This window comes from Deinococcus carri (assembly GCF_039545055.1).
Lineage (GTDB): Bacteria > Deinococcota > Deinococci > Deinococcales > Deinococcaceae > Deinococcus > Deinococcus carri.
On sequence record NZ_BAABRP010000007.1, the window covers coordinates 150,503 to 165,000 of the forward strand.

The window sequence follows — 14,498 nt, forward strand, 5'->3', positions numbered from 1 at the left end:
CTTCCGCCCCCCAGCGTTCTATCCTGACCCATGACCAACATCGGAACCGGGCCGGGCCGGGCGCGGCAGACGCGGGTGTACGTGCGTGGCCTGGGCGGCGAGCGGCCCGCCGTGCCTGTGGCCCCGGAGCGGCTTCAGGCGGCGGCGCAGGCCAAACTGGGGGCGGCAGACTTCGCGTACATCGCGGGCGGGGCGGGGGCCGAGCGGACCATGCGCGCCAACCTGGCCGCCTTCGAGCGGGTCCGGCTGCTGCCACGCCGCCTGTCCGGTTCGCGCGAGCGTGACCTGGGCGTGGAGCTGCTGGGGCAGACCCTGGCCGCGCCCCTCCTCCTGGCCCCCATCGGCGTGCTGGAGGCGGCGCACCCGGAGGCCGACCTCGCGGTGGCCCGCGCGGCGGCGGCGGAAAACGTCCCCTTCATCTTCTCCTCGCAGGCCTCCGTGCCGATGGAGAGTTGCGCGGCGGCGATGGGTGACTCGCCCCGCTGGTTCCAGCTCTACTGGGGCACCGACGACGAGGTGACACGTTCCTTCGTGCGCCGGGCGGAGGCGTGCGGCGCGGGGGCCATCGTGCTGACGCTCGACACCACGCTGCTGGGATGGCGTCCGCGCGACCTCGACCTGGGAAGCCTGCCCTTCCTGCGCGGGCGCGGCATCGCGCAGTACCTCAGTGACCCGGTGTTCCGCTCGCGGCTAGACCAGGCTCTCCCCGCCCCCGCCGTGCAGCCGCCCCGCACGCCCGCCCTGCTGCGCGCCGGGGCAGAGCTGGCCGCGCGGGGCCGCAGGTTCGGCCTGAGCCTGGAGCAGATGCAGGCCGCCGCCGCCCGCTTCACCGCCACCTACACCCGCCCCGACCTGGGCTGGGACGACGTGAGCCGCCTGCGGGAGTGGACCGGCCTCCCCATTCTCCTCAAGGGCATCCTCCACCCCGACGACGCGCGCGAGGCGGCGTCCCGCGGGGTGAACGGCCTGATTGTCAGCAACCACGGCGGGCGGCAGATTGACGGCGAGGTGGGCGCGCTCGATGCCCTGCCGGGTGTGGTCGCGGCGGCGGGCGACCTCCCCGTGCTGCTCGACAGCGGTGTCCGCACCGGGTCGGATGTGGCCAAGGCGCTCGCGCTGGGCGCGCGGGCCGTGCTGCTGGGCCGCCCCTACGCTTACGGCCTCGCCATCGCGGGGGAAACGGGTGTGCGCGAGGTCATCCAGAACGTGCTGGCCGAGTTCGACCTCACGCTGGGACTGCTGGGCGTGCGGGCCGCGCGTGACCTGGGGCCGCAGCATCTCGCGCCGCCCACGCCGTCTACACAACCCTGCTAAAGCCGCGTATTCTGAGGGGCGTGCATAAGCAACTTGCCTTGATGGCCGCCCTGCTCCTGGGCGCGGCGGGCGCGCAGACCGTGGACCTGCGCATCCTCGAAACGACTGACCTGCATACCAACGCGCTGGGCTACGACTACTACCAGGACAAGCCGACCGGCGAGTTCGGCCTGGAATACGCGGCCACGCTGATCAAGCAGGCCAAAGGCGAGAAGCGCAACACGCTGCTGTACGACAACGGCGACCTGATCCAGGGCACGCCGCTGGGCGACTTCGTGGCGCGGGTGCAGCCGCTCAAGGCCGGGCAGATGCACCCCCTGCACGCGGCGATGCGCGTCCTGAAGTACGACGCCGGGAACCTCGGTAACCACGAGTTCAACTACGGCCTGCCCTTCCTCCAGCAGGTGGTCGCCGCCGCGCCGATGCCCTACGTCAGCGCCAACGCCTACAAGGATGACGGCACCGGCAAACCCGGCGAGAACGCCTTCACGCCCTACCTGATCCAGCGCAAGGTCGTGTACGACACCGAGGGCCGCCCCTACGTCCTCAACGTGGGCGTGATCGGCTTCCTGCCTCCGCAGATCGTCAACTGGGACAAGTCCAACCTCGACGGCAAGATCGTCACCACCGATATCGTGGAGGCCGCCCGCAAGTTCGTTCCGCAGATGAAGGCCCAGGGGGCGGATATCGTGGTCGCGGTCGCCCACAGCGGCATCAGCGCGGACTACCAGCCCGGCCAGGAGAACGTGGCCGCCGAACTCACCAAGGTCCCCGGCATCGACGTGGTGCTCAGCGGCCACAGCCACCAGGAGTTCCCCGGGCCGGTGTACAAGAGCATTCCCGGCGCGGACATCACCAAGGGGACCATCAACGGCAAGCCGGTCGTGATGGCGGGCTTCTGGGGCAACGACCTGGGTGTGGTGGACCTGAAACTGAACTACGACCGCAAGACCCAGAAGTGGACGGTCGCGGACAGCCAGACCAGCCTCCGCCCCATCTGGGACAAGACGGCCAAGAAGAACCTCGTCACGCCCGACCCGCGCATCGCCAACGCCGTCAGGCAGGCGCACGAGGGCACGCTGGCCTACGTGCGCGGCAAGGTGGCCGACCTCGCCGCCCCCATCACCTCCTACTGGGCGCTGGTGCAGGACGATCCCAGCGTGCAGCTCGTGAGCAACGCGCAGACCGCCTATGTCAAGGCCGCTTTGGCGGGCACCCAGTACAAGGACCTGCCGGTGCTGTCGGCCGCCGCGCCCTTCAAGGCCGGGGGCCGCGGCGGGGCCAGCTACTACACCGACATTCCCGCCGGGACGCTCGCCATCAAGAACGTGGCCGACCTGTACGTGTACCCCAATACCGTCCAGGCCGTCCTCGTGAACGGCGCGCAGGTGCAGGAGTGGTTGGAACGCGCCGCCGGGCAGTTCCGGCAGATTGACCCGAACAAGACCGAACCCCAGGCCCTGGTCGACGACAGCTTCCCCACCTACAACTTCGACGTGCTGGATGGCGTGACCTACGAGATCGACGTGACCCAGCCCTCCCGCTATGGCAGCAAGGGCGAACTGGCGAACCCCCAGGCCCACCGCATCAGGAATCTGATGTACCAGGGCAAGCCCATCGACCTGGGCGCGCAGTTCGTGGTCGCCACCAACAACTACCGCGCCTCGGGCGGCGGGAGCTTCCCCGGCCTGACCGGCAAGAACATCATCCTCCAGGCCCCCGACGAGACGCGCCAGGCCCTGATCTCGTACTTCCAGCAGCAGAAGACGGTGAACCCTGCCGCCGACGGCAACTGGAAGCTGACGCCCATCCCCGGCGTGACCCTGCTGTACGTCAGCAGCCCCAATGCCCAGAAGAACCTGCCCGCCGGGGCAACCCTGCTGCGCACACGTGACGACGGTTTCGCGGAGTACAGCATCAAGTTCTGAAGCACAAAGCAAACAGAAAGAGGCGGTGAACTGGCCGCCTCTTTCTGTTTGCTGGCCCCAGAGGTTTACTCGTCGCCGGTCTTGACGCCCTCGCTGGCAATGTGATCCGCCCGGACCGTGACCGCCTGGCCGCTGCTGCTGGTGCCGAAGAACTCGATGTCGGTCGAGCGCCCGACGCTGGCGTTGGTGGCGATGACGAGGTTCGCCAGTCCCCCCGCGAGGTTCAGGCGGTAGGGGCTGGAGGGTAGGCCCTCGGCGGGAACGACATCGTTCCGCTGGCCGCCCGTGGGTGTAAACATGGCGCAGGACTGGCTGCTGGTGCGCTCCGGGCAGGACCAGCCGGAGGGCACGTAGATGTCCAGCTTGTTGATGTCCGTCTTGCTGGTGTCCTCATAGTTGCCCGTTGCCGTGCTGATCACGTCGCGGACAATCCGGTAGCCGGTGATATGCACCGCGTCGGAGCCGGGCCTGCTGGTAAAGGTGAACTCCGCGTACCCCGGCGTTCCGGTGGTCCAGGTGGTCTTGGCAGGGACGGCGGGCACGGCGGGTGTGCCGGGATTGTCGCCCGAGGGCGGCACGGCGGGGATTTCCGGCGTGGCGGGGGTAAAGGTCTTGGTGACGGTCACGAACGAGCCGCCGTCAGAGACAGCCAGACCGACCGAGGCGCGGCTGCCCGAGAGCTGTCCGGGGGCGCTGCCGCAGGCACTCAGGGCAAGACCAAAAAGCAGGGCGAGGGGGGCGAGCTTCTTCATTCATTCTCCTCCGGTTCAGCACTGCTGAGATGGGGATTGAGGATATAAAAGGCCAGGCGCTTCATCCCGGCCAGGAAATCCACATTCTCCACAATCACAGCACGCCACTCGTCACTGATTTCTTGCTGGCCCGCCCGCTCCAGGGTGCGCGGCTGAATCACCACCGGGGCAAAGTTCAGGATGCCGCGCACGCCCGCGTCCGCGAGGCTCTGGGCGGCGTCCTGCGCCCGCTCGGGCGGCACGGCCAGAAAGCCCATGTCCACCCGCGTGGTCCGGGTAAACTCGCGCAGCTCGTCCACGTGGCGCACGGTCAGGCCGCGCACCTGCTGGCCGAGCAGTTCCGGGTTCACGTCGAACAGGCCCACGTACTGAAACTGGTAGTCGCTGGCCGCCGGGTAGTTGGCGATGGCCTGCCCCAGGCGGCCCACCCCGACGATCACCACGTTCCAGGTCTGGTTCAGGCCCAGCACCCGCATCAGCTCACGCTTGAGAATGGGCACGGTGTAGCCCATGCCGCGCGTGCCGAAGCGCCCGAAGTAGGCGAGGTCCTTGCGCACCTGAAAGGCGGTGACGCCCGCCCGCTCGGCCAGGTCGCCACTGCTGGTGCGGCTCACCTCCTGCGCTTCCAGCCCCTCCAGAATGCGCAGGTAGGTCACGAGGCGGCTGATGGTGGCCGTCGGGATGCCAGTCATCCGCCTCACCGCACCCGGAAGTGGTCGAAGCCGTTCGCGTCCAGCTTCTCCTCGGCGCTCGTCAGGGCCGCCCCGTTGAAGGGGCCGATCAGCACCGTCACCTTGCGGCCCTCGGGCGCATTGACGGTCGGCGCGTAGCCCTGCTCGCGCAGTTGCCCCACCAGATTCTGGGCGCTCTCGACCCGATCGAAGGCCCCCACCTGGAGGTAGACCGGACCGCTGGGCGCGGGTTGCGGCCTGGCCTCACTCGTGTCCGGGGTCGTGGCCGTGTTCTCGGACGAGGTATCGGGCGCGGTCGGGGGAGAGGAGGGAGCCGCCTCATTGTTGTCAGCGGCACCGGTGAGGCTGCGGTTGCGGGGGGGATACAGAATCGCGCCGGGGTAGGCCCGCTGGATGTCGGCCAGCGCCTGCCGGGCCGTGCCCTCATCCGCGAAGGGACCGACCTGCGCGACCACCTGACTCCCCAGGTCGATGGGGTAGACGGTGTACCCGAGGGCGCGGACGCCTGACGTGCGGCTCTGCGCCAGCGTTTCCGAGCCGAAGGTGCCCAGGCTGATGCGGTAATCGCTCCGCAGCGGCGTGCGCTGCTCGCTGGTGGCGACGGCTCCCCCGCTGCGGGGCGGGGCCGTGGGAGTCGCGGGCGTGCTGGCGTCCTGGGCGGGCTGGGGCTGGGCCAGCGTGGGGTTGGCCGGGGGTGTGGGCAGCGTGACCGCGGGGGCCGGGGGCGCACTCGGGGCCGCCGGGATGGGGTCGGCAGCCACCACCGGAACCGCGCCGGAGTTGCTGGGAGCCGTGGGCGTGGTCGGCGGGGTGGTCGTCTGACCCGGATCGGTGGGGTTCGCCGCCGGAGCCGTGGCCTGGGGCGGGGTGGTGGGGGTGGCCGCGGGGGCTGCCGGAGCGGTGCTGGCGGGCGGGTTCGCCTCCGGCGCAGGCTGATTCGCGGTGGCTGGTGCGGGGCTGACGGGAGCCGGGGTGGTGCTGGTTGCCGGGGTTTCCGGGCGGGTCTCTGTCTCCCCGCTGCCTGCTTCCCCTTCGCTGGGAGCAGGAGCCTCGGTGACGGGGGCGGCCGGGGCTGTGCTGTTGTCGGGCACGATGTCCGTACCGGGTGCGCCAGGAATGACGGGGGCCGGTTCGGTCGCGGCGGGGGCGGGGGCCTGGGCCACCTCGGCGCGGCGCTGGCCGAGCAGCAGCAGGGCAAAGCCGGCGAGCAGCAGCAGCACCAGCAGGCCGATCAGCAGGTCCGGCCAGCGGCGGGGGCGGGATTCGGCTCGGCTCATTTGAGCGCTCCCTTCGCGCGGGTGTTCCCCAGGTTGGCGGCGGTCTTGAGCGATTGCCGGGCCTCGGCCTCACGCGACTGGGCGCGCTGGGTCAGACCCAGCAGGTACCACGCCTCACTGTTCTTGGGCTGATCACTGACCAGGCCGCGCAGGATGGCCTCGGCCTCCGCGTAGCGGGCGGCGGCCAGCAGCGCCGAGGCGAGGTTCTGCCGCGCCATCGGCGTGGGGTCCAGTTTCACGCTCTCGGCCAGGGCAGTCCCGGCCCCGGCGTAGTCCTTCAGGGCGTAGGCGCTGAGGCCCAGCCACAGGTAGCCCTCGGCGCTGGGCAGGCTCGCGACGCTGGAGCGCAGGGCGGTGCGGGCCGGGCCGTACTGGCCCTGCCGGTACGCGGCGACACCCTGGACAAACTGCGTGCGGGCCAGCGTGCCCGCCTCCGGCTTCAGGCGCAGGGCCTGGGCCGCGTCGCGGACCGCTTCCGCGTTCTGCCCCAGCGCCAGGCGCACGGCGGCCTGACCCGCCCAGTAGGCAGCGTTCTTGGGGGCCAGGGTAGTGGCCTTCTGGTAGGCCGCGAGCGCGCCAGGGCGGTCGTTTCGCAGGCTGCGCAGTTCGGCCAGACGGGCGAAGGCCCCGGCATTGCGGCTGTCCTCACGGGTCGCGTCCTGGGCGGCAAAGACGGCCGCCCGCGTCTCCCCGCTCGCGGCCAGCACGTCGGCCTTGCGCAGCAGCAGCAGTGCGCGGTCCCCGCCGTTGGCGACGCGCCCGGCCGCCGCATCGAGTTCGCGCACCGCCCGGTCGGGCAGGCCCTGGCCCACGTAGATGTCCGCGACGAGCAGCGCGGCGTCCACGCGCGCCGGTTGCCGCTCCAGCACGGCATAGGTTCCCGGCAGCGCCGCCGCCCCCTGCCCGGCGAGCACCTGGGCCTGCGCCAGCCGGAACTGGGCCTCCACGTCGTTCGGGTCCAGGGTCACGATCTCGGCCAGGGTGGCGCTCAGGGCCGCGAAGTCCCGCGCGCGGACCTGCTCGGCGGCCAGGGCTTCCAGAATCTGCCGCTGGGTCGCCACGCCCGCCTTGCCGCGGGCCAGCCCCGCCGCCTCGCCGTACAGCCGCAGCGCGTCGGCGTAGCGGCCCTCGCGCGAGGCGATGACGCCCAGGTTGTACGGCCCCTCGGGACGCTCGGGGGCGAGGGCCACCAGCTGGGTGAACTCGAAGTTCGCGCCCTTCAGGTTCCCCAGCGCCAGCAGGGTCAGGCCCAGCCCGAAGTGCGGCTCGGGTTGCCGGTAGTTCTGGGCGATCAGGCTCTCGAACAGACCGCGGGCCTGCGGAAGCTGACCGCCTCCCAGCGCCGCACGGGCCTGGGCCAGCGTGGCTTCCTGGGCCGTGGTGAACGGGACCGGGGGCAGAACGGGGGCCGAAGTCGCGGCAGGGGGGGTGGTGGCCGGAGCAGGCGTTGTGCTGGCGGGTGCCGGGGAGGCGGCGGCCTGTCCCGCCCCCTGCCCGGACGCGGCCTCTCCGGTGGGCGGCCTGCCGTCCGGGCAGTATTGCGGCGCGAGGTTGCAGGCGTCGAAGTTCACGGTCATGGGGCCGCCCTGACTCTGTTGCAGGGTGTTCTGGACCGAGACGGCCGCCGAGGTGTCGAGCAGCGTCTGGGCAGCGGCGGTGGGCGTGGCGGCCAGCAGCAGGCCGAGCAGCACCTTCAAATTACGTTGGGTCACCGGAGGGGCCTCCTGAACGGGGGGAACGTGAAAATCCTAGCATCAGGCTCTTTCTGAACCCTTACGCGGTTTCGGGGCGCTGGGCGCTGTAATTCTCTCACGCCCCGGCGGGCGGTGTGGCAGGAAGCAGTTTCATCTTCCTCATGTGCCTCATGCCGCCGGGCTGCCCCTCCCCGCCAGCAAAGAGCCTCCCACGCGGGGAGGCCAGGTGGGGAGGCCAAATGAGGGGGGCAGCCGTCAGGCGGGAACGCCCGCGGCCGCGCCGGGCCGTTTCAGGGCGAGCTGTCCGCAGGCCGCCCCAGCGTCCTTCCCGCGCGAGCGGCGCACGCTGACATCCACGCCGCGCGCCTCCAGCAGGTCGTAGAACGCCTGAATCTGCTCCTCGGTGCTGCTCTCGAAGCCCGAGCCGTCCCACGGATTCATCGGAATCAGGTTCACGTGGCTGACCAGCCCGCGCAGCCGTTCGGCCAGCAGCTCCGCCTGCCAGAGATGGTCGTTCACGCCGCGGAGCATGGTGTATTCCAGCGTCACACGCCGTCCCGTCACCGCCTGGTAATCGCGGGCGGCGGCCATGATCTCCTCGATAGAGTTGGCGGCCCCGGTGGGAATGATGCGCTGCCGCGTCTCCTCGTCGGGCGCGTGCAGGCTGATCGCCAGCTTGATGCCCAGGTCATCCTCGGTGGCCAGTTGCCGGATGCCCTTCGCGATGCCCACCGTCGAGAGCGTCACGCGGCGTTTGCTCATGCCCAGCGCCTGCGGGTGCAGCAGGATGCGCGCGGCCTGCATGGTGTTGGCGTAGTTCAGCATCGCCTCGCCCATGCCCATGAACACCAGATTGCGAATCTCGCGCGGCGCGATCCCCTCGCCGCCCGCCACCGCCAGCACCTGCCCCACGATCTCGCCGGGCGTCAGGTTGCGCCCGAAGCCCATCGCCCCCGTCGCGCAAAACGAGCAGCGGGCCGGGCAGCCCACCATCGTGGACACGCAGATGGTCTTGCGGTCCAGGTAAGGCATGTACACTGCCTCCATCTGCCGCCCGTCGGGCAGGGTAAAGAGGTACTTGACCGACCCGTCCGCACTCCGCACCGTCTCGATCTCGCGGAAGGGATTGAGCGTGTAGCGGGCGGCGAGGTCGGCGCGGGCATCAAAGGGCAGGTTCGTCATGGTGCCAAAGGTGCCCACGCCCTGCACAAACACCCACTCCAGCAGTTGCCGCCGCCGGAAACCGTCAAGCGGATACTGGTCGGGGTGAAGGTCGAGGAGAAGCTGCATCAGGAAAGTCTACCGGGTCTGATGGGGTGGGGGAGGGGTGTGGGGCACGGTTGGGGCGGGATAGCCTGGGCCAGGAGGTTCCCCACAATGCGCTTACGCTTGCCCCTGACCCTCACGCTGCTCGCGGCCCTCGCCGCACCCGCTCTGGCGGGAGGAGCCAGTGCGCCGCCTCCGCTGATGCCCTTCGCCAACGCCGTGCGCTTTGCGGGTGAGGCCGTGCCCTTCACGGTGGACGTGAATCTCTCCCGCACCCGCACGCAGCCCGGCGGCCCGGTCCAGATTCTCGTGACGGCCATCACGCCCGGGGGAGAGGTCATCAATCTCAACAGTCGGCCCATTCGTGCGGGGGAGAAGCTGACGTGGACGGGCCGCCTTCCCGCACAAGGCACCCTGGTCATTCATATCCTGGACGATAACCGCACGGCCAGCAGCACGCTGCTTCACCGCGATTCCCAGCCGGTCCGTCTTGTCATCACCGGAGACGAGAAGGGGAACTTCGGCGTTAGTGATGGCCTCTGCCCCCCACGCACGAGTGGCGTCTGCGGCGGCCCCCGCTAGCTTCCTGCCCCACCCCTTACCCTGAAGGCATGGCGGACCCGAACCTCAGCGTCCTGACGGCGATGATCACGCCCGCCGTGCTGATCAGCGGCGCGGGCACCCTGCTCATGAGCACCAGCACCCGCCTGGGCCGCGCCACCGACCGCGTGCGGCACCTTACGGCGCGCTTCAAGGTGCTCGTGAGTGAGGAGGGGCGTCAGGAGGCCCTGGCCCGCCAGGAAAAGCAGATGATCATTCGCCAGCTTCCGCGCCTCACCCGCCGCAGCCGCATGCTCCAGCGGGCGATGACCTCGCTGTATCTGGCCGTCGCCCTGCTGGTGCTGACCAGCATCCTGATCGGCGCATCGTCGCTGCTGGAGCGGCCCCCCGGCCCCGCGCCCGTCATCCTGGCGCTGCTGGGCGCGGCGGCCCTGGCCTACGCCGCCCTGCTGCTGAGTTACGAGACTCGCCTCAGTGCCCGCACCACCCAGGAGGAAATGGGTTTCCTGGTGCAGATCGGCCAGCATTACGCGGAGCTGTACGGTGAGGGCGAGGACAGACCCTCCGGTAGGCTGCGTCATGAAACTTGAGTTCAGCAGCTCCCTCTGGTCCTGGCGAGGCCCGGCCCCCTGGTACTTCGTGACTGTTCCGCCTGCGGAGTGCCGCAGCCTGCAAGCCGCCTCGAAGCTGGTCACGTACGGCTGGGGCATGATTCCGGTCCAGGCCTGGATCGGTGAGACGGGGTGGCAGACTTCCCTGTTTCCCAAGGACGGCGCTTACCTCGTGCCGGTCAAGGCCAGTGTCCGCCGGGCAGAGGGCCTGGAGGAGGGCCAGGAGGTAACGATTCGCCTCCAGGTCGGATAGAGCAGCCTGTTCTGCTGGCCGCTGGAAGCTGGCCGCCCCCACAACGCAAAAGCCCCCACCCGTTTCCAGGTGGGGGCTTTGCTGTTCAGCCTCGGCTCAGTCGCCGTAGCTGGGGTTGATGGTGGTGCTGCCGGGCCGGGTGTCGTCGTACCGCTGGGTGCCGGTCACCGAGTCGGTGCTGGTGTTGCCCTCGCCGTACTTCTCCAGCGTGCGGTCGTCGCCCACCTGCATCTCGCGGACGGTGGTGAGGCCGGTGCCCGCCGGGATCAGCTTGCCGAGAATCACGTTCTCCTTCAGGCCGATCAGGTCGTCCACCTGGCCGCGCATGGAGGCCTCGGTCAGCACGTGGGTGGTGTGCTGGAACGACGCCGCCGAGAGCCAGCTCTTGGTCGTCAGGCTGCTCTTGGTGATGCCGAGCAGCACCGGCTTCCAGCTTGACGGGGTCTGTCCGTCGGCCAGGGCCTCGTTCGCCTGATCCACTTCCCAGCGCTCGACCGTCTGCCCTTCGAGCAGGTCGGTGTCGCCGCCGTCGGTGATCTCCACGTAACGCAGCATCTGGCGCACGATCACCTCGATGTGCTTGTCGTGGACCTTCACGCCCTGCGAGCGGTACACGCGCTGCACTTCCTCCACCAGGTACCGCTGGGCGGCGTCGGTGTCCTTGTACAGCAGCAGGTCGTGGGGGTTCACCGCGCCGCGCGTGAGGGGCTGGCCGGCTTCCACGCGGTCGCCGTCGCGCACGATCAGGCGCAGGCCCTTGCTGATCTTGGTCGCGGTCTTGGAGCTGAAGGCCTCGTCCTCGGCCTCGATGCGGACCAGGTAACGCTCCTCCTCCTCCTCGATGCGGACCACACCGTCACGGTCGGCCACGACCGCCTGGGTCTTGGGCTTGCGGGCCTCGAACAGCTCGATCACGCGGGGCAGACCCATCGTGATGTCGCCGCCGCCGGCCACACCACCCGTGTGGAAGGTACGCATGGTGAGCTGGGTGCCGGGTTCGCCGATGCTTTCTGCGGCCACCACGCCCACGGCCTCGCCCATGCTGACGGGCTTGGCCTGCGAGAGGTCGTAGCCGTAGCACTTCTGGCACACGCCCGCCTTCACGCGGCAGTTCAGCGGCGTGCGGACAAAGACTTCCCCGATGTTCTTCGCGTCACGGGTGATCGCCTTCACGTCCTCCAGACCCAGCATGGTGTCGGCGGGGATGACGCGCCCGTCCGAGAGTTCCACGTCGGCGGTGAGGGTGCGGCCGTAGATGCTGGTCTCGATCTCGCTGCCCTTGCGGGTGCGCCACTCGCCGGTGCGCTCGTCGGTCGCGCCCAGGGGCATGATGGTGTAGTCGGTGGTGCCGCAGTCCACGTCGCGCACGACGACCTCGTGGGCCACGTCCACCAGCTTGCGGGTCAGGTAGCCCGAGTCGGCGGTTCGGAGCGCGGTGTCCGCGCCACCCTTACGCGCGCCGTGCGTGCTGATGAAGTACTCCAGCACGGTCAGGCCCTCGCGGAAGGACGCCTTGATCGGCACCTCGATGGTGCTGCCGTCGGGGCGGGCCATCAGGCCACGCATCCCGGCGAGCTGGCGAATCTGCTGCGGGTTACCACGCGCACCCGACTGGCTCATGATCCACAGCGGGTTGAAGGGGTAGTTCTGCGAGAAGTTCTCGAACACCGCGTTCTTCACCTCGTCCGTGGTGTCGTTCCAGAGCTGCACGACCTGCTTGTAGCGCTCCTCTTCCGTCATGAAGCCGAACTCGTAGTTCTGCTCGATGGCGGCCAGCTTCTCGTCGGCCTCGGCCAGCAGCTCGGGCTTGTTGGGCGGCAGCACGATGTCGTCGATGCCGATGGTGATGCCGGAAGTGGTCGACAGCTTGAAGCCGCTGTCCTTCAGCGCGTCGAGCAGCCCCGCCGTCGCCTCGATGCCCAGCTCCTTGTAGCAGGCCATCACCATGTCCTTGAGGTGATCCTTCTCGTAGGCGGTTTCGAGGTTCACCAGGGTGTCCACCAGGTGACCCTGTGGCCCCAGCGCCTCCTGCACCAGGCGGCGGAACATCACGCGCCCGGCGCTGGTGTCGTACACCGTGCCGTTCAGGCGGATGCGGACGTGATCCTGGTAGTCGATCTCGCCGCGGTCCACGGCCATGATCGCCTCGTCGGGGGAGCTGAAGACGTACTTCAGGCGGCCGGGGCTGGTTTCCTGCCCGTTCACGGTGATGGGCGTGTTCAGCGCCACGCGGCCCTCGCTCAGGGCATTCAGGGCTTCCTGCTCGCTGGCGAACTCCGTGCCCGCCCCCAGGTTGTCGCGGCGGAGCTGGGTCAGCGTGAAGATGCCCAGGATGATGTCGCGGCTGGGCTTCACGTTCGGCTCGCCGTTCGCGGGCGAGAGCAGGTTGTGGGCGCTGAGCATCTGGATACGCGCCTCGGCCTGCGCCTGGGCACTCAGCGGCACGTGGATCGCCATCTGGTCGCCGTCGAAGTCGGCGTTGAAGGCCTCACAGACCAGCGGGTGCAGCTGGATGGACTGACCCTCGACCAGCACCGGCTCGAAGGCCTGGATGCCGAGGCGGTGCAGGGTGGGCGCGCGGTTGAGCAGCACGACCTTGTCCTCGATGACCTCTTCCAGGGCGTCCCACACGCTGTCGCGGGTGTCGCGGTAGCGCTCCAGCATCTTGCGGGCCTGCTTGATGTTGGTGACCTCGCCCTTTTCTTCCAGCACCTTGAACAGGAAGGGCTTGAAGAGTTCGAGGGCCATGCGCTTGGGCACGCCGCACTGGTGCAGCTTGAGCTGCGGCCCCACCACGATCACCGAGCGGCCCGAGTAGTCCACGCGCTTGCCCAGCAGGTTCTGGCGGAAACGGCCCTGCTTGCCGCCCAGCAGGTCGGTCAGCGAGCGCAGGCTGCGGTCCGAGCCGGGGTTGGTCACGGGGCTGCCGCGGCGGCCGTTGTCGATCAGCGCGTCCACCGCTTCCTGAAGCATGCGCTTCTCGTTGCGGATGATCATGTCGGGCGCGCCCTGGCTCATCAGCTTCTTGAGGCGGTTGTTGCGGTTGATCAGGCGGCGGTACAGGTCGTTGAGGTCACTGGTCGCAAAGCGCCCACCGTCCACCTGCACCATCGGGCGCAGATCGGGCGGCATCACCGGCACCGTCTCCAGGATCATCCAGGAGGGGTGGTTGCCGCTGCGCTTGAACGAGCGCGTGACTTCCAGCCGCTTGCGGGCCTTGGCGCGCTTGTGGCGGCTGTTGTCCTTCATCTGCTCGCCCAGTTCGGCCTCAAGCTGGTCGAGGTCGAGGTCGTCGAGCAGTTCCTTGACGGCCTCCGCGCCCATCTTGGCCTCGAAGTCGTAGGACTCGATCACGCGCACCTGCTTGCGCACGAGGTCGATCTCCACGCGGCCCGAGATTTCCGAGCGCAGGTTGCCGCTGTCGGCCAGCTCGTCACCCGGCTCCACGCGGTCCCCGTTCACGACCAGCGGCTCGTCCTGGTAGGAGTAGACCTTGGCCTTCGAGACGATGATGCTGGCGGGCGCGTGCAGGGTGATGACGCCGTCGGCCTCCGCGACGACTTCCTCTTCCTTGTCGATGGCGCCGACGACCTTCTGCCCGGCGCGAACTTCCGAGCCGTCCCCGACCAGCACGTGCATCGTGGGGTTAATGGGGTACTCCACGCGGCGGGTCCAGTGCGCCGTGACCTTCACGTCCCCCTTCTTCTTGGGGAAGGTGACGGCGGTCAGGCGGCTGTCGCGGCTCACGCGCAGGCGGTCCCCGGCCTCGGCGGTCGCCAGCACGCTGCCGGCCTCCACCACTTCGCCCTCGGCCACCTGCACGTTCATGCCGTGTGGGAGGTACACGCGGGCCAGCACCTCACCCTGGGCCGCGTCCTCGGCGGCGCTGTCGCGCAGCTCCACCATCACGCTGTCCTCGCCCAGGTCATGCAGGAAGGCGGTGCCGTCCACGGGGGCGGTGATGCTCACGTCACTTTCCAGCTCGGCCAGAATCTCGCCGGCGCGGAAGCTGTCCTGCTCCACCAGCACGTCGGCGGGCAGGGGCAGCGAGGCTTCCACCTGCTCGGCGTAGGCGATCTCGGCGCGGCGGGGGAAGCGGTACTGGGCCAGGCCGTCCATCTTGCTGACCACGTTGCCGCCCAGCGTCTGC

At 69.4% G+C, this 14,498-nt stretch carries 11 protein-coding genes (1 of these 11 cut by a window edge); 5 read left to right on the forward strand and 6 right to left on the reverse strand.

Translation table 11 applies throughout. The features are described from left to right. The first annotated feature begins 30 nt into the window (after positions 1-30). Positions 31-1,314: an alpha-hydroxy-acid oxidizing protein gene (locus ABEA67_RS10955; RefSeq protein WP_345465037.1), complete on the forward strand. Its 1,284-nt coding sequence runs from the start codon at positions 31-33 to the stop codon at positions 1,312-1,314. Positions 1,315-1,355: 41 nt separating this feature from the next. Further along, positions 1,356-3,242: a 2',3'-cyclic-nucleotide 2'-phosphodiesterase gene (cpdB, locus tag ABEA67_RS10960; RefSeq protein WP_345465075.1), complete on the forward strand. Its 1,887-nt coding sequence runs from the start codon at positions 1,356-1,358 to the stop codon at positions 3,240-3,242. A 65-nt stretch (positions 3,243-3,307) separates the two neighbouring features. On the opposite strand, the gene ABEA67_RS10965 is transcribed toward cpdB, so the two are convergent. The 5 genes from ABEA67_RS10965 to rlmN form a co-directional block, all read right to left on the reverse strand. Next, entirely contained in the window at positions 3,308-3,994 is a 687-nt protein-coding gene (locus ABEA67_RS10965) for a hypothetical protein (RefSeq protein ID WP_345465039.1), read from the reverse strand. Then, a complete protein-coding gene (locus tag ABEA67_RS10970; RefSeq protein ID WP_345465041.1) occupies positions 3,991-4,686 on the reverse strand; it encodes a redox-sensing transcriptional repressor Rex in 696 nt (231 codons plus the stop codon). The genes ABEA67_RS10965 and ABEA67_RS10970 overlap by 4 nt, the downstream gene beginning before the upstream one ends. Before the next feature lie 5 nt (positions 4,687-4,691). Further along, positions 4,692-5,963 carry an SPOR domain-containing protein gene (locus ABEA67_RS10975; RefSeq protein WP_345465043.1) on the reverse strand — a complete coding sequence of 424 codons (1,272 nt, stop codon included), beginning with the start codon at positions 5,961-5,963 and terminating at the stop codon, positions 4,692-4,694. Beyond that, positions 5,960-7,675: a tetratricopeptide repeat protein gene (locus tag ABEA67_RS10980; RefSeq protein ID WP_345465044.1), complete on the reverse strand. Its 1,716-nt coding sequence runs from the start codon at positions 7,673-7,675 to the stop codon at positions 5,960-5,962. The genes ABEA67_RS10975 and ABEA67_RS10980 overlap by 4 nt, the downstream gene beginning before the upstream one ends. A 237-nt stretch (positions 7,676-7,912) precedes the next feature. Further along, entirely contained in the window at positions 7,913-8,947 is a 1,035-nt protein-coding gene (gene rlmN / locus ABEA67_RS10985; protein ID WP_345465046.1) for a dual-specificity RNA methyltransferase RlmN, read from the reverse strand. 87 nt (positions 8,948-9,034) lie between these two features. On the opposite strand from rlmN, the gene ABEA67_RS10990 reads away from it, so the two are divergent. From ABEA67_RS10990 to ABEA67_RS11000, 3 genes are read left to right on the forward strand one after another with little or no spacing between them, the layout of a single operon-like run. Continuing rightward, positions 9,035-9,505: a hypothetical protein gene (locus ABEA67_RS10990; RefSeq protein WP_345465048.1), complete on the forward strand. Its 471-nt coding sequence runs from the start codon at positions 9,035-9,037 to the stop codon at positions 9,503-9,505. A 29-nt stretch (positions 9,506-9,534) separates the two neighbouring features. Further along, entirely contained in the window at positions 9,535-10,074 is a 540-nt protein-coding gene (locus ABEA67_RS10995; RefSeq protein ID WP_345465050.1) for a DUF2721 domain-containing protein, read from the forward strand. Beyond that, entirely contained in the window at positions 10,064-10,348 is a 285-nt protein-coding gene (locus ABEA67_RS11000) for a DUF1905 domain-containing protein (RefSeq protein WP_345465052.1), read from the forward strand. Before ABEA67_RS10995 ends, ABEA67_RS11000 begins: the two co-directional genes overlap by 11 nt. Positions 10,349-10,444: 96 nt before the next feature. On the opposite strand, the gene ABEA67_RS11005 is transcribed toward ABEA67_RS11000, so the two are convergent. After that, positions 10,445-14,498 carry the 3' portion of a DNA-directed RNA polymerase subunit beta' gene (locus ABEA67_RS11005; protein WP_345465054.1) on the reverse strand. It continues 560 nt past the right edge of the window, so 4,054 of the gene's 4,614 nt are visible here — the last part of the coding sequence; the start codon falls outside the window, past its right edge; the stop codon is at positions 10,445-10,447.

What these genes read in the sequence shown, in the direction of transcription:
- ABEA67_RS10955 (WP_345465037.1), top strand. Translation starts at nt 31, where the DNA reads ATGACCAACATCGGAACCGGGCCGGGCCGGGCGCGGCAGACGCGGGTG.
- cpdB (WP_345465075.1), top strand. Translation starts at nt 1,356, where the DNA reads ATGGCCGCCCTGCTCCTGGGCGCGGCGGGCGCGCAGACCGTGGACCTG.
- ABEA67_RS10965 (WP_345465039.1), bottom strand. Translation starts at nt 3,994, where the DNA reads ATGAAGAAGCTCGCCCCCCTCGCCCTGCTTTTTGGTCTTGCCCTGAGT.
- ABEA67_RS10970 (WP_345465041.1), bottom strand. Translation starts at nt 4,686, where the DNA reads ATGACTGGCATCCCGACGGCCACCATCAGCCGCCTCGTGACCTACCTG.
- ABEA67_RS10975 (WP_345465043.1), bottom strand. Translation starts at nt 5,963, where the DNA reads ATGAGCCGAGCCGAATCCCGCCCCCGCCGCTGGCCGGACCTGCTGATC.
- rlmN (WP_345465046.1), bottom strand. Translation starts at nt 8,947, where the DNA reads ATGCAGCTTCTCCTCGACCTTCACCCCGACCAGTATCCGCTTGACGGT.
- ABEA67_RS10990 (WP_345465048.1), top strand. Translation starts at nt 9,035, where the DNA reads ATGCGCTTACGCTTGCCCCTGACCCTCACGCTGCTCGCGGCCCTCGCC.
- ABEA67_RS10995 (WP_345465050.1), top strand. Translation starts at nt 9,535, where the DNA reads ATGGCGGACCCGAACCTCAGCGTCCTGACGGCGATGATCACGCCCGCC.
- ABEA67_RS11000 (WP_345465052.1), top strand. Translation starts at nt 10,064, where the DNA reads ATGAAACTTGAGTTCAGCAGCTCCCTCTGGTCCTGGCGAGGCCCGGCC.